Raw genomic sequence first — 15,796 nt, 5'->3', positions numbered from 1 at the left:
TTTTCAGTGACAAAGATAACAAAAAAACCCGGCAGAATTGCCGGGTCTTGTATGTAATAAATTGAATTTATTAGAAGTTGAATGATAATGTTGCAGACCATGTTCTTCCGTATCCGAAATATACTTGGTTTTGCTGGCTAATTCCATTCCAGTTTCCTGCAGCTTTGTAAGAATTGTAGTTATTCGTAAGCGTTGTAAGCTGAGCCGTTGTTAACGGAGTAGATTGTACAGGTCTGTTAACAGCTATATACTCATCTAAGCTAAGATTTGCATGAATATTAGAGTTAGATTCTGCAATATATGTCTTATCTAGTAAGTTATATACATTTCCTCTTATTGTAAAGAATTGACGAGGATTGTTTAGTTTTACTTTGAAAGTTACTCCTAAATCTACTAATCCGAATGAAGGTAATTCTAATGCACCTCTACTTTGAGAAGTTTCATTTGAGAAGTTTAATACATTTAAGTTAGCATAAAGATCTTTTACTCCTCTGTATGTAGCATCAAATGAGAACCAATCAATTGGTTTAAAGTTGAATCCTCCTGCAACTGTAGTTTGTGCAGCACTTCCTACTTTTACACCATCTAAATAAAGAGTTTGTGAGTTTGAACCAATAAGTTCATTACTTTCTGTAAATGTATTTCCTTGGGCGTTACCCTTATAGTGATAATCATTTAATGAAAGCATACCAAATACATCTACCATTCTGTGAGGTTTAGCTGTCAATTCAAGCTCAATACCTTGATGGATTTCAGTGATACCTTGGATGTTAGAATATGCTGTGTTAGTAGTAATCATTGTACCAGGATTCGATGGATCCTCATATGTTACAGTAAGGTTTGTTCTTCTCTGGAATCTGTCCTTCCACTCAGTTCTATAAACGTTAAGAGTAGCATCAAAGATACTAGAACGGAAACCGTATCCTGCTTCAAGACCGAAGATTTTTTCGTTCGTTAAATTGGGATTCAATAGGTTTTTATTGTTCGGGTAAACTGCATTTAAAAAAGGTTGCTTAGAATAATAACCAATGTTTGCGTATACATTGTGGTTTTCATTGATATTATAGTTAGCTCCAGCTTTAATGTTATATCCTAAAAGATCTTTAAATCCTGTTTTTGTATTTAATACAGGGTTTGTAGCTGTAGGTTGTGCAACTGTTGTAGAAGGAGAGTTAATGTATCCTGCTTGTTGCCCGTTTAATAATGTTACCCCATCAATGATGAAATGATCGATTCTTTGGAAAGATTGGTTAGAAAGAGCTCCTGAAACAAAAGCAGAAAGCTTGTCGTTAGAGTATTCAATTTGCCCAAATCCACCGTACCATAGTACTTCACCATCGTTGTCGTAAGCAACTTTGTCTTCTCCGTTGTTAAGTTTTCCTCCAAAAGGATTGGCGGTTGGTCTTGGATCAAAAACATTTGAAATTACTCTTGGTGTTACCGTGTAAACGTTTCCAGGAGATGTAAAGTAGTTATTGTTTTTGTTGTCCTTATAACCTGAAGCTCCGTAAAGGTGAGAAAGGATTTGATAGTGATATCCGTAGTAATATCTATTATCTGTACCAATAGTAAAGTTGATATTATCGTTAATCTTGTGGTTGAAGCTAATGATAGCTCCGTACCAGTTGTGAGAATTAATAGAAGATCTTCTTACTAAAGTACTTTGCGGTGCAGCACTGTTTACATTTACAGCAGCATTGGCAGTGAAGATAGCGTTATAATCGATTTGTCCTTCTGGTGTAACGAATCCTGAAAAGGATTTGTTTTGAACTCTACCTAAATCACCAGTACCTCCACCTCTACCAAAAGAAGCATATAGAACAGAATTAAGTTTAGATTTCTCACTAATATTCCAATCCCAGTTAAGAGACAATACAGGTTTGTGGTAATAATTTACTCTGTTAGATAATTGTTCACCATTGCTGTCATATCCCCAATCTGCGTTATATCTTCTGTTAGGAGTTCCGTCCTGATCAGCATTGTATTTGATATAGTTTTGGATTGTTGTAGAAGTAGATCTTTGGTTGTGCCACTGTGGCGCACCAGTAATTGTAAATTGGAAATCGTGCTTTTTGCTCGGTTGGTATCCTAAAGCAAAATAATAGTTGTAGCCTTCAAAATCTGTTCCGTTAGCGTACATTGCTCCAGCAGTTCTACCCATTAAAAATGATGAAGACCATCCTTTAGCTGACTTACCTGTGTTGTAAGAAAATACAGTTTTTAAATACCCTTCATTACCTACACCTAATGATACTTTACCTGCTTGTTTTTTATCTGCAGCTCTAGTAATATAGTTCATTGTACCTCCTACAGAAGCGATAGCTAATTTAGAAGAACCTAAACCTCTTTGTACCTGCATTGCAGAAGTTACATCAGAAAGACCAGCCCAGTTAGACCAGTAAACAGCACCAGATTCCATATCATTTACAGGAACACCGTTTACCATTACTGCGATGTTTTCTTGAGCAAATCCTCGGATATTGATTTTTGAGTCACCAAAACCTCCACCAGATTTAGTTGCATATACAGAAGGAGTTGTGTTTAATAGCTCTGGAAGTTCTTGGTTACCAATTCTTTCTTGGATTTGAGCTTCTTTAATCGTAGAAACAGCTACCGGAGTTTTTCTGTCTTTAGCGATATCTGCAACACCAGCGATTACAACAGTTTCGATATCTCTTGATTTGCCATCTTGTAAGGTATCTTTTACCTGTTGAGAGTAATAAACACTTGCCGTCGATAAAGTAATCAAAGCGGTAAGCGTCGATTTGTTGATTAATTTCATAATCGTAAGTAATAGTTAGAATTAATTTGATGCAAAATTCATAAAATTATTCGTAACCATTGTTAACGCAATGTTAATTTTTACTCAATCCAAATACTATGTAATGCTTTGTTTATCAGGGTGATATATGTTTTTTGAATTTTGACGTGAAAAAAATCATATTATTTAATTTTTAACAAAATTGCTTGCTTTTTGCTAAAAACACAAAGTTACTTAATGGCTTTTAAACTTAAATCAATGTTTTCGGCAGAGTGCGTAAGAGCGCCGGCTGAGATGTAGGTAACTCCTGTTGCTGCAACGTCTTTTAGCTGATCTCTTGTAATCCCTCCGGAAGCTTCCGTTTCGCAAGAATTGTTAACTAATTGTACTGCTTTTGTCATGGTTTTAACGTCCATATTGTCTAGCATGATGCGGTCTACTTTTGCGTTGATGGCTTCTTGTACTTCTTCAAGATTACGAGTTTCAACTTCAATTTTCAATTTTTTCTTTTGAGTTTTTACGTAGTCTTTTGCCATTTTCACGGCGTTGGTAATGCTTCCGTTATAGTCGATGTGGTTGTCTTTCAGCATTATCATGTCATACAAACCGTATCTGTGGTTGGTTCCACCGCCAATTGCGACTGCCCATTTTTCGCACAGTCTGAAGTTTGGAGTGGTTTTTCTAGTGTCTAAAAGTTTTGTTTTCGTGCCTACCAAACGAGAATCCCAATCGTGGGTTAAAGTAGCAATGCCGCTCATTCTTTGCATACAGTTTAGCACCAATCTTTCGGTTGAAAGAATTGATCTTGCGCTTCCTGTAACGGTAAAAGCAACGTCGCCAACTTTTGCAGTTTCTCCGTCTTTAATGAAAACTTCAATTTTTAAATTTTTATCGAAAGTATGGAAGATAATTTCAGCCAACTCAACACCTGCCAAAATGCAGTCTTGTTTCACCAAAAGTTTGGCACTCTGTTCTAAATCCTTCGGAATTGTAGAAAGCGTAGAGTGATCCCCGTCTTGAATATCTTCTTCTAAAGCAGTTTTAATAAATTGTTTTAAAACTTTATCGTTTGCGTAGCTAGGTCTTTTCATGAGTTTAAATTAAGCTTGAACCAAATCCTTATTAAAAAATGCTCCTTTATTTTGAGTCATTTCTATAGATTGAGTAATGATGAGGTGAGCAACAGTGGTTAAGTTTCTCAGCTCAGAAAGTTGAGGTGAAAGAATAGAGTAGTGGTATATTTCGTCTACCGCAGCAGCAATTTCCTGATGTTTTTGTAAAGCCATTTTAAGTCTGCGATTACTTCTTACAATCCCGACAAGGTCGCTCATCATTTCTTGAAGTTGCTTTCTAAGGTAGGAGATGATAACCATCTCGTCCATTATTTTCATGCCTTCTTCGTCCCATTCTGGGATGGCTTTCAAATCGTCGAAATCAAAATTGTTTTCGTTTAGAAGTTCTACAGTTTTCATGGCGGCGTTATGCCCAAAAACAAGTCCTTCTAATAATGAATTTGAGGCTAATCTATTCGCGCCATGAAGTCCAGAATTGGTGCATTCGCCAACAGCAAATAGGTTTTTGATGGAAGATTGCCCGTCTTTATCAATATCAATTCCGCCCATTAAATAATGACAGGCTGGAACTACCGGAATAAGCTGGGTAAAAGGATCTACGCCTTCATCTTTACATTTTTTATAAATATTGGGGAAGTGATCTAAGAATTTTTGATGATCCATTTCTCTGCAATCAAGACCAACGAACTCGTCTCCGGTGGTTTTCATTTCGGCATCAATGGCTCTTGCAACGATGTCTCTAGAAGCCAATTCTTCTCTTTCATCGTATTTATGCATGAATTTTTCTCCTTTTTTAGTTCTCAGTTTTGCACCATCACCTCTTACGGCTTCAGAAATTAAGAAAAGCATTCCATCAATCTTGCTGTACAAAGCTGTTGGATGAAATTGGTAGTACTGCATATTGCTCACTTTTCCTTTGGCACGTGCCACAAAAGCAATTCCGTCTCCAGTTGCAATGACAGGATTGGTGGTGTTTTTGTAGACATGACCGGCTCCTCCAGTTGCAACTAAAGTAATTTTAGAAGTAATTTTTTTAATGGTTTTAAGTCTTTCATCTAAAATATAAGCTCCGTAACAATTAATTTCGCCTTCTACCAGTTTTTTTCCTGAAACGTGGTGCTGCGTAATGATGTCGATTACGTAATGATGGTCTAGGATTTCAATATTTGGGCTGTTTTTCGCTGTTTGAAGAAGAGCTCTTTCGATTTCAAAACCGGTAATATCTTTGTGATGTACAATTCTGTTTTCGGTGTGACCTCCTTCTCTTCCTAAAGCAAATTCGCCATTTTTCTTGTCGAAATTTGCGCCCCATTCTACAATTTCATTGAATCTTGCAGGCGCTTCTTTCACGACCATTTCTACGACGTCACGCTTGTTTTCGCCATCGCCGGCGCGCATAGTGTCTTCAATATGTTTATCGAAGTTGTCGTTTTTAGAGTCGGTAACTACCGCAAGACCGCCTTGTGCATATTTTGTATTACTTTCATCTTCGTCGGATTTTGTAACGATGATGATTTTAGCATCAGGAAGCTGTTCAGAAATTTTTATGGCATACGATAATCCAGAAATTCCGGATCCAATCACTAATACATCTGCTTTTATCATATTGTTGCGTTAAAAGACGGTCGTCTAAAATAATTATAAAAATTTAAATAATTTATCGTTGGGCTTTCTTACTTTTTTAAGATGTTGAAAATGGTCTTCTTCAGAACGGTATCCTAAAGCAAGGGTTACGGTTACTTTTTCTTTTTCAGAATCGATATCGAGGATTTCTTCAATTGCATTAGGTTTAAAACCTTCCATTGGGCAAGTGTCAATATTTTCTATCGCAGCTGCGTACATAAGATTTGCCAAAACGATGTAAGATTGTTTTTCTGCCCAGTTGAAAATTTCATCATCAGATTTTACATCTACATGTTGATGAATGCTTTTTTTGAAAAGATCAAGATTTTCCAGAGGAACTTCTCTTACTTCAGAAATGTGTTTAAAGTATCCTTGAATGTAATTTTCTTCAATCACTTTTTTAGAAACAATAACTACCAAATGTGAGCAGGTAGAAATTTGTGAGGGATTGTAAAAAGCGGGGATTAGTTTTTGTTTTAAATCGTCACTTTCTACCACGAATATTTTGTAAGGCTGCAAACCTAAAGAGCTTGCGGCAAGTTTACCAGATTCCAGAATATTTAAAAGCACATCCTGTGGAATGCGCATTTCTGGGTTGAATTTCTTAACAGAATATCTTCTGTTTAAAGCCTCCAAATAATTCATAAAACAAATTTACTAATAGAATGCGAAAAAATGGCTTTTTAAACGAAATATCTATTTGGAAATTGTTTAAATAAAAAAGCCGTTCCTTTTTACGGGAACGACTTCACTAATTAAGTATGAAAAAAAATTTATTCTCTATTTTTCACCATGATCCATCCGGAGAATTTCACAGGGGTTTTGTTTTTGTTATTCTCAGTCCAGGTTACAGAATACCAGTAGCTTCCTGTAGGTACTTTTCTTCCGCCGATGGTTCCGTCCCAACGATATTGGTTGGTTTTGTCACCTTGATGAATTTTAGCACCATAACGATCGTAGATGTTGAACACCAGATTTTGCTTGTTTGCTAAAGCTGAATAATCGATGTAGTCATTTAATCCATCTGCGTTTGGAGTAATTACGTTAATTAAATTAGGAACGGTAATTATTACTTGCATTGGTTCGCACTGGTAAGCGTCTCTCAGGTAAACAGTGTATTCACCTCTTGAAATGTTTTTAAATACATTAGAATCTTGCCAGTTGATGTTGTCTAAAGAGTATTGATATGCAGGAGTTCCGCCTACTGCATGTACAATTATTGTATTATTTGAAATTTCAAAATAATTGATTACGGGTTGGTCTGAAGGATAAATTTTTACGGTTTGAGTTGTCCAGCAATCACCTGATTTTAGTTTTACCCAATAAGTTCCAATTCCAATTCCACTAATAGATTGAGTGGTTGCTCCAGTGCTCCATTCATATCCATCGAAACCTGTACCGGCATCTAAAGTTGTCTTATCTTCAAAACAAATTACCTTGTCTTGAAGGACGCTAGAGAATTTTTGAGCAAATACTTCTAAGGTAATTTTTGCAACAGCATAACAACCGCTGCTATTCATTACTCGCACATAGACAACTCCTGTAGGAGCAATGTATGGTGCTGTGTTGATGATCTCGTTGGTTTCATTAATCGCATCTGTAAGAGATGGATAGTATTTTTTAGTTGTGCCTGTTTGTAAAGTTACGTTTGCAAGAGGTAAATTAAATTCTCCTGTTAGTGGATTTGTTGCAATAGGACATGTTCTTAACGCTGCATCATTCACTATTACTGTTGGATAATGATTTAAAGTAATTTTAGCATTATCTACACAACCTTGAGGAGTGATTACCTTTACATAAACAGTAGCTCCTGCAGCCGCAGGATAAGCTGGCCAGTTTGTGATTTCGTTTGTGCCTGCATTTAAAGCCGCTAAAGTAGGATAATAATGTTTTGTAACACCAGGAACAGTTGTTACCGCTGCATCGGCTAAGTTGAAAATTCCAACACCCGCATTGTTGTTATTACATTCGGTAAGTGTTGCATCTACCGCTTCGAAAGGTTGAGGGTTTAAAACAATTCTTCCGTCTCCATTATCGCAAAGTGTTGAAGAAGGATCTGCAACCACTACGGTAACGGTAGTATTTCCTGTGTATTGAAAATTTGTAGGATTGGCAATTGGAGTGCTACTTCCGGTTACAAAATAACTGATGTTGTAGTTTGAAGGATTGCTTACAAACTGTGTAATGTAAGAGGTTAAATCTATACTTCCAGTTCCAGTACTTGGGTTTAAACAAACATAAGGAGTAATGGTATTGGTGGTGATTGGAACTTTGTCTACATAGATTTTTACATCTTTAATCGATTGTCTTGCACTTGCGGCTCCTGTTGCAGCAGAAAACCCGAAGTAGCCCGTCGTCATTCCTATGGCTCCTCCAGTAGGGGCAAAAGATTGGTTGGTAATGACTACGCCGTCAATTTTGATTTGAATAATCCAGTTGTTTACATTGCTTGGATCAACCTGTCCGTTTACTTCAACGTGTTTGTAAACTGGTCCTACAAAAGGTTGGGTAGGATTTAAGTCGTTTGAATGAAAAGTGCTACCTGCAGTTGTGTTGTATTCGATGTTAGGATTGGCTGCGGGAAGGTTATTGGTTCCGTACAAAACATGTACTTTACTCATTTGTCCTTCTGTAGAATTGTTGAAGATATCGAAAGCTACCATTAATCCATTGGCGTTTGCTGGAATTCCAAGTCCGCCACCAGAAGTAAATCCTGTCGGAGGATTAGAGAGATACCAAAACGTTAAACCATCTCCTCTTCCGTAAGAAGTTGTTCCATTTCCGTCGATTCTAAAATCGAATTCTACTTTCCATTTATCACAAAATTTTAGATTGATAGGATCTGAAAGTTTAATAGCTCCAAACTGGCTGGTTTGGTCTGGTGTAAGTCTTATAAAATCTGTGCTTACCGTAGCAGATGAAACTAAATCCCAACCTGTAGTTACAACAGGATTGCCAGTAAGTTGATAAGTCTGTGCTTTTGCGTTGTTTAAAAAGAACCCAAACGCAATGCTAAAAAATACTAATAGAGTTTTTTTCATTTAATTATTAGATTTTGATTTGGTAAAAATATAGGTTTTTATGTGTGTAAAGGGTTTTGTAAGGGCAAGTAAGTATCTGATGTGTATGCTAAATATTACTTTTATTTTTTCGGATATGAATAAAAAAACACCCCTTACATATGAGAGGTGTTTTTCTGTGGGACTACTCCCTGTTTTTTACAAGCACCCATCCGTTGTAAACGGTTTGTGTGTTGTTTTTATCGTTTTCATTCCAAGAGATGGTGTACCAGTAAGTTCCCGTTGGAAGTTTTTTGTTGCCGGAAGTTCCGTCCCATTTGAAGTTTCTAATTTTGTTAGCTTCGAATTTAAGATTTCCGTATCTGTCGTAAACCGTGAAAACAAGATTTTTCTTATATGCTAAATCCGTGTAGTCTATCACATCGTTTACGTTGTCTCCGTTGGGTGTAATTGCATTAATCAAATTCGGAACAGTAACTTGTACTTCAATTGGTTCGCAATCATAAGAGTCTTTTACGTAAACTTTATTTTCACCTCTTGGTAAGTTTGCGAATACGTTAGAATCTTGCCAAGTTGTACCATTTAACGAATATTTGTAAGCAGGTGTACCTCCTGAAACATTTACAGTAATCGTATTGTTTTTAATATCTAAACTAGAAATTACCGGGTTTCCTGCAGGTTTTACGAATACTTCTTGCGTAGTGTAACAGTTTCCTGTTTGTAATATCACCCAATATTCTCCAACCGGCACGCCGCTAATTGACTGCGTTGTTGCACCTGTGCTCCACAAATAGCTTGCAAAACCAGGTCCTGCGTCTAGTGAAGTTCTATCTTCAATACAAATTGTTTTATCTTTCAAGACAGTAGATTTTGTTGGTCTAATTACGGTGAGTGTAATTTTCTTAATTACCCAACATGCATTGGTGTCGGTAATTCTTACGTAAACTGTTGCATCGTTAGAAGTGTATAGGGTTGGGTTTGCAATTGGGTTGGTGTTTGCCAAAGCGTCATTTAACGAAGGGTAGAAAATTTTTGTAATCCCCGTTCCACTAGAAACGTTGGCTGAGGTAAGATTGAAGAAACCAAACGTTCCAGTTTCGTCAGCAAAACAAGCTTGAAGTGCTGCATCTGTTGCTGCAGGCAATGTATAGAAAGCCAATGTAATAATTGCATTTCCTGTACATCCTTGCGGAGTTGTTACTTTTACATAAACAGTTCCAGGAGCAGAAACATACGCTGTAGGATTGGTAATTTCATTTACTCCAGCATTCAAATCTGCCAATGTTTTGTAGTATTTCTTAGTTGCTCCCGGTGTAGATGTAACGCCTGCTAACGTAAGGTTGAAAGTTGCTGTACTTGCATAATTATTATTGCACTCGGTAAGAGTTGCATTGGTTGCGGTATATGCGCCTAACGAGAGTTGTATTTGCCCATCAGGATTATCGCATAAAAGCCCAGAGTTATCTTTTACAAAAACTGTAATTGTTGTGTTTGCGTTATATTGGAAGTTTGTAGGATTGGCAATTGGAGTTGGGTTTCCTAATACATAATATGTGAAAGAATAATTGGCAGGGTTTGCCACAAACTGGCTATTGAAAGCTGTTAGGTTTACCGTAGCAAAACCTGTAGATGGATTAGGGCAGTTAGATTGAGTAACTGTATTTTGTAAAATAGGAACCTTTTGAGTGTATATTTTTACATTTTTAATTGAATGTCTTGCGGTTGCCGCGCCCGTTGCTGCGGAAAAGCCAAAATATCCTGTAGTCATACCAATTGCTCCACCAGAAGGTGCAAATGTTTGGTTTACGACAGAAACGTTGTCAATTTTTATCTCAATAACCCAGTTGTTAGGATTAGTTGTGCTTACTTGTCCTGTTACTTCTACATGTTTATAAGTAGCGCCTACAAATGGTTGTGTGGCAATAAGGTCTGGAGTATGATAAGTGCTTCCAGCAGTATTGTTGAACTCGATGTTGGTTCCTGCTCCACTGTTGGTTCCGTATAAAACGTGTACTTTGCTCATTTGAGCCTCAGTTGTGTTGTTGAAGATGTCAAAACCTACCATCAAACCATTAGAATTTACAGGAATACCAAGGCCTCCTCCAGTTGTAAAAGAAGATGGTGGATTGTTCAAATACCAAAAAGCAAGACCATCACCGTGGCCATAACCAGTGGTGCCTGATCCGTCAATACGGAAGTCAAATTCTACCCTCCATTTGTCACAATATTTGAGATTAATAGGATCGTTTAGCTTTATACCACCTACTTGCCCGGTTGTATCTGTTGTTAATTGTACAAAGTCTGTGTTAACAATACCGCTCGGGATTAAAGACCAACCGGTTGTTACGACTGGATTTCCGATAAGCTGATATGTTTGAGAGTGTAAACTAGCACTTATAAAGACAAGAAAAAGTGCTATATAAGATAATAGATTTTTAATCATTTAATTATTAGATTTTAATAAAGTAAAAATATAGTTTTTTGTTTGGTTAAAAGTTGTGAAAAGGTAGCCAAAGTATCTAATGTGTATACTAAAACTGTATTTCAAATTCTTTTTGCTTTTATGAAAAGTCACCTCTTAGATAGTAAGAGGTGACTTTTTTAGGGATTACTCCCTGTTCTTCACGAGCACCCATCCGTTGTAAACGGTTTGTGTGTTGTTTTTATCGTCTTCATTCCAAGAGATGGTGTACCAGTAAGTTCCTGTAGGAAGCTTTTTGTTGCCGGAAGTTCCGTCCCATTTGAAGTTTCTTATTTTGTTTGCCTCATATTTCAAGTTTCCATATCTGTCGTAAACTGTGAAAACAAGATTTTTCTTATATGCTAAAGCAGTGTAGTCTATCACGTCGTTTACGTTGTCTCCGTTGGGTGTAATTGCATTAATCAAATTCGGAACAGTAACTTGTACTTCAATTGGCTCGCAATCATAAGAGTCTTTGATGTAAACTTTATTTTCACCTCTTGGTAAATTTGTGAATACGTTAGAGTCTTGCCAAGTTGTACCATTTAACGAATATTTGTAAGCAGGTGTACCTCCTGAAACATTTACAGTAATCGTATTGTTTTTAATATCTAAGCTGGAAATAACAGGGTTTGTTGCAGCTTTTACATTTACTTCTTGAATCGTGTAACAAGTTCCTGTTTGAAGTCTTACCCAGTATTCACCAACAGGTACGCCACTGATTGATTGTGTCGTTGCTCCTGTACTCCATAAGTAGCTTACGAAACCAGGTCCTGCATCTAGTGTCGTTCTGTCTTCCATACAAATGATTTTGTCTTTTAAAACAGGTGATTTTGTTGGGCGTATAAGTGTTAAAGTAATTTTTTTGATTACCCAACATGCATTGGTATCGGTAATTTTTACATACACGGTAGCATCGCTAGAAATAAATATTGCTGGGTTTGCGATAGGGTTTGTGTTGTTTAAAGCATCGCTTAATGTAGAATAGTAAATTTTTGTAATCCCCGTTCCGCTAGAAACACTGGCGGAAGTAAGGTCGAAGATACCTATAGTTCCTGTTTTATCATAAAAACAAGTTTGCAGATTCGCATCAGTGGCATTTGGTAAAGTGTAGAATGCTAATGTGATGATTGCGTTCCCTGTACAGCCTTGTGGAGTTGTTACTTTTACATACACTGTTCCAGGTGCGGAAACATACGCTGTAGGATTGGTAATTTCATTTACTCCAGCGTTCAAATCTGCCAATGTTTTGTAGTATTTCTTAGTTGCTCCTGGGGTAGATGTAACGCCTGCTAATGTAAGGTTGAAAGTTGCTGTGCTTGAGTAATTATTATTACACTCGGTAAGGGTTGTGTTGGTTGTGGTAAATGCTCCTAATGTTAGCAATATTTGTCCATCAGGATTATCACACAAAATACCAGAATTATCCTTTACATAAACAGCAATTGTTGTTGCTGTGTTGTATTGGTAGTTTGTAGGGTTTGCAATTGGTATTGAGCTTCCTAACAGATAATAGGTGAAAGTATAATTTGAAGGATTAGCAACCAACTGACTATTGAAAGAGGTTAAATTTACTGTTCCATATCCTGTTGTAGGGTTCGGGCAATTAGATTGGGTTATGTTATTTTGTAAAAAAGGAACTTTCTCAGTGTAAATTTTCACATTTTTAATAGAATGTCTTGCTGTTGCGGCTCCTGTTGCAGCTGAGAATCCAAAATATCCATTAGTCATACCAATTGCTCCTCCAGACGGAGCAAATGTTTGGTTTACAACTGTTACGTTGTCTAGTTTTATCACAATATTCCAGTTGTTAGGATTGGTTGCGTTTACTTGTCCTGTTACTTCTACATGTTTATAAGTAGAGCCTACAAATGGTTGTGTGTTTATAAGATCTGCAGTATGATAGGTACTTCCTGTGGTGTTGTTGAATTCAATATTGGTCCAAGTGCCACTGTTTGTTCCGTACAAAACATGGATTTTACTCATTTGAGCTTCAGTAGTGTTGTTGAAAATATCAAATCCTACCATTAAACCATTTGAATTGGCTGGGATTCCTAAACCACCACCTGTTGTAAAAGATGAAGGAGGGTTGTTTAGATACCAAAAAGCTAGACCATCGCCGTGTCCGTACGATGTCGTTCCGTTTCCGTCAATGCGAAAATCAAACTCTACCCTCCATTTATCGCAATATTTAAGATTGATAGGGTCGTTAAGTTTTATTCCGCCCACTTGCCCGGTTGTATCTGTCGTTAACTGAATGAAATCTGTATTTACAATACCACTTGGGATTAAAGACCAACCGGTAGTTACCACTGGATTTCCGATAAGTTGATACGTTTGTGCATTAATACTAGCATCTATAAAAAGAAAAAAAAGTGCTATATAAGATAATAGATTTTTAATCATGAATATTCCTTTTATATATTTTAATGCGTAAAGATATTAATTCTAAGCGGGAATATTATCTGGTTTTTATTAAAATTATTAAAAGGCGTTGTATATTTTCAATGAATAATAGATTTGAGAATGAATTAAATAATGATAAGTTGCTGATAGGTGTTTTTTCTAAAATACTTAAAAATAGATATTTTATCTAATAATCTGTAAATCAATAGATTTTTAAAAATTAGAATAACCCTGTATTTTGAGTGCTTTCAAAGTAAGTGTCTGTCTCAAGATTTTCAGATGCAGCCGCTGCTACAGCGAGTTTGTCGCAGAGTTCGTTTTCGAAATGACCGGCGTGTCCTTTTATCCAATGAAATTTTGGATGATGTGTTTGGTAAAGAGGGATGAATCTTTTCCAAAGATCTGGGTTTTTTACATTTTTCCATCCTCTTTTAATCCAACCTGCAATCCAGTTTTGGTTTACGGCATCAGAAACATATTTGCTGTCGGTAAAAACATGAATCTCATTTTGGTCTGATTTCAGTTTTTCTAGAGCGACAATTACAGCCAAAAGTTCCATTCTATTGTTGGTAGTTTTTCTGAAACCTTTAGAGAATGTTTTTTGAAAATTTTTTTCAGGAACGCGCATTAAAATTCCGTAACCACCTCTACCGGGGTTTCCGCTGCAGGCTCCGTCTGTATAGATATCGATTCTCAAAATTTTTTGTTGGCTTTATATTAAAAATTGAGTTTAAAATATAAACTCAATTTTATTTTTTTGTTTTAGAAAGGAAAATCATCTTCATCATCAAAATCGTTCATTGATGATCCTGAAAGTTTAGAATTATCAGGCAAATCAAATGCTGCACCTGGCTGAATGGTTGTTTTAATTTTATCAAAACCACTAGGCTCAGGATTGAAACCTCCTCCAAAGTTGTTATCAAATGCCGCTTCAATGTCACCAAATTTCGCAAAGTGTTTCAAGAAAGATAAACGTACATCGGCAGTTGCGCCATTTCTGTGTTTTGCGATGATAAGTTCTGCTTGGTTTTCTGTTGAGGTTTCTGCTCCTTCTTCATCATTGTCCCAAGTTGTAATTTTATAATATTCTGGCCTGAAGATGAAAGACACAATGTCGGCATCCTGCTCAATTGCTCCAGATTCCCTCAAATCGGAAAGTTGTGGTCTTTTTCCTGGTCGTGTTTCCACACTTCTCGAAAGCTGCGAAAGTGCAATTACGGGAACGTTCAATTCTTTAGCGATCGCTTTTAATGATCTTGAAATCATAGAGATTTCTTGTTCACGGTTTCCGCCTCCTTTTCCGCCTCCACCGGCTGTCATTAGCTGAAGATAATCGACCATGATGAGTCTTACACCATGTTGCATTACCAATCTTCTGCATTTCGCTCGGAAGTCGAAGATGGAAAGCGATGGAGTTTCATCAATATATAAAGGTGCATTTTCTAGTTCAGAAACGTTGGAGAAAAGTCTTTGCCATTCGTCATCATCTAAAGTTCCTTTTCTTAATTTTTCTGAAGAAATTCTAGTTTCTGAAGCGATCATTCTTGTAATCAACTGCACAGATGCCATCTCGAGAGAGAATAATGCCATCGGAATCTTGTGTCCTACTGCAATATTTCTCGCCATCGAAAGTAGGAAAGCGGTTTTTCCCATTGCGGGACGCGCGGCAATAATAATAAGGTCGGAGTTTTGCCAACCTCCGGTTTCTTTATCAACATCTCTAAAACCTGATGGAACACCAGAAAGACCTTGCTTGTCTTTTAAAGATTTAATGGTTTCAATGGCTTGTTTTACCAAAGAGTTTGCAGTGTCGAATCCTTTTTTGATGGTTCCGTTGGTGATTTCAAAGAAAGATTGTTCGGCTTTGTCTAAAAGTTCAAAAACGTCTGTCGATTCTTTGTATGAAGAATCGATTACATTGGCAGATACATTAATGAGGCTTCGTAGAATATATTTTTCTAGAATAACTCTTACGTGATATTCAATGTGCGCACTAGAGCTTACCCCCATTGTAAGTTCAATGATGTAGTGATCTCCTCCTGCAAGATTCAGTTTTTCTTCTTTTTTAAGATCCTGAATAATGGTCATGATGTCTACAGGATGGTTTCCTTCATACAATTTTAAGATTGTTCTGAAAATTACCTGGTGTCTTGGATCATAGAAAACTTCTGGAGTTAATAGGTCGATAGAGTGGTCTAGTCCTTTTTTATCAATTAAAAAAGTACCGATTACTAAACGCTCGAAATCTACAGCATTAGGAGGCATCTTTCCATCGGAAATAGAAAGTTCTCTTGCAAAGTTGCCTTGGGTAAGTGATGATAATGTTTCTTTATGCGCCATGATGCAAAGATAAATTTTTTAGAAAACAAATGAGAATTAGTAATTCACAATTTGGGATGATAATTTTCATAACGCCTTTACGAATCGGTGTTTGGATTGTTGATAAAAAAAA

General features: G+C 36.7%; 9 protein-coding genes. All 9 read right to left on the bottom strand.

Annotated features, from left to right (window positions below; translation table 11 throughout):
* Positions 1–70: 70 nt before the first annotated feature.
* On the bottom strand, positions 71–2,782 hold the full coding sequence (locus AC2A1D_RS15100) for a TonB-dependent receptor (RefSeq protein ID WP_484044405.1): 2,712 nt from the start codon (positions 2,780–2,782) through the stop codon (positions 71–73).
* A 209-nt stretch (positions 2,783–2,991) separates the two neighbouring features.
* A complete protein-coding gene (gene nadC, locus AC2A1D_RS15095) occupies positions 2,992–3,852 on the bottom strand; it encodes a carboxylating nicotinate-nucleotide diphosphorylase (protein WP_484044404.1) in 861 nt (286 codons plus the stop codon).
* Positions 3,853–3,861: 9 nt separating this feature from the next.
* Entirely contained in the window at positions 3,862–5,439 is a 1,578-nt protein-coding gene (gene nadB / locus AC2A1D_RS15090; RefSeq protein WP_484044403.1) for an L-aspartate oxidase, read from the bottom strand.
* A gap of 33 nt (positions 5,440–5,472) precedes the next feature.
* On the bottom strand, positions 5,473–6,102 hold the full coding sequence (locus tag AC2A1D_RS15085) for an NAD(P)H-dependent oxidoreductase (protein ID WP_484044402.1): 630 nt from the start codon (positions 6,100–6,102) through the stop codon (positions 5,473–5,475).
* A gap of 128 nt (positions 6,103–6,230) precedes the next feature.
* The gene (locus AC2A1D_RS15080; RefSeq protein ID WP_484044401.1) at positions 6,231–8,498 is read right to left on the bottom strand and encodes a T9SS type B sorting domain-containing protein; all 2,268 of its coding nucleotides are present in this window, start codon (positions 8,496–8,498) and stop codon (positions 6,231–6,233) included.
* Positions 8,499–8,661: 163 nt separating this feature from the next.
* Complete coding sequence (locus tag AC2A1D_RS15075) at positions 8,662–10,920, bottom strand: T9SS type B sorting domain-containing protein (protein WP_484044400.1); 2,259 nt, start codon at positions 10,918–10,920, stop codon at positions 8,662–8,664.
* A 165-nt stretch (positions 10,921–11,085) separates the two neighbouring features.
* Entirely contained in the window at positions 11,086–13,344 is a 2,259-nt protein-coding gene (locus AC2A1D_RS15070; RefSeq protein WP_484044399.1) for a T9SS type B sorting domain-containing protein, read from the bottom strand.
* Positions 13,345–13,564: 220 nt separating this feature from the next.
* A complete protein-coding gene (gene rnhA / locus AC2A1D_RS15065; RefSeq protein ID WP_484044398.1) occupies positions 13,565–14,041 on the bottom strand; it encodes a ribonuclease HI in 477 nt (158 codons plus the stop codon).
* Between the two features lie 65 nt (positions 14,042–14,106).
* Entirely contained in the window at positions 14,107–15,684 is a 1,578-nt protein-coding gene (gene dnaB, locus AC2A1D_RS15060; RefSeq protein ID WP_484044397.1) for a replicative DNA helicase, read from the bottom strand.
* Positions 15,685–15,796 lie beyond the last annotated feature (112 nt).

The organism is Chryseobacterium sp. HNCC26DJ239 (genome assembly GCF_057180445.1).
Note: the sequence above shows the minus strand (reverse complement) of the source record. Positions and strands in the feature narration are given on the sequence as shown.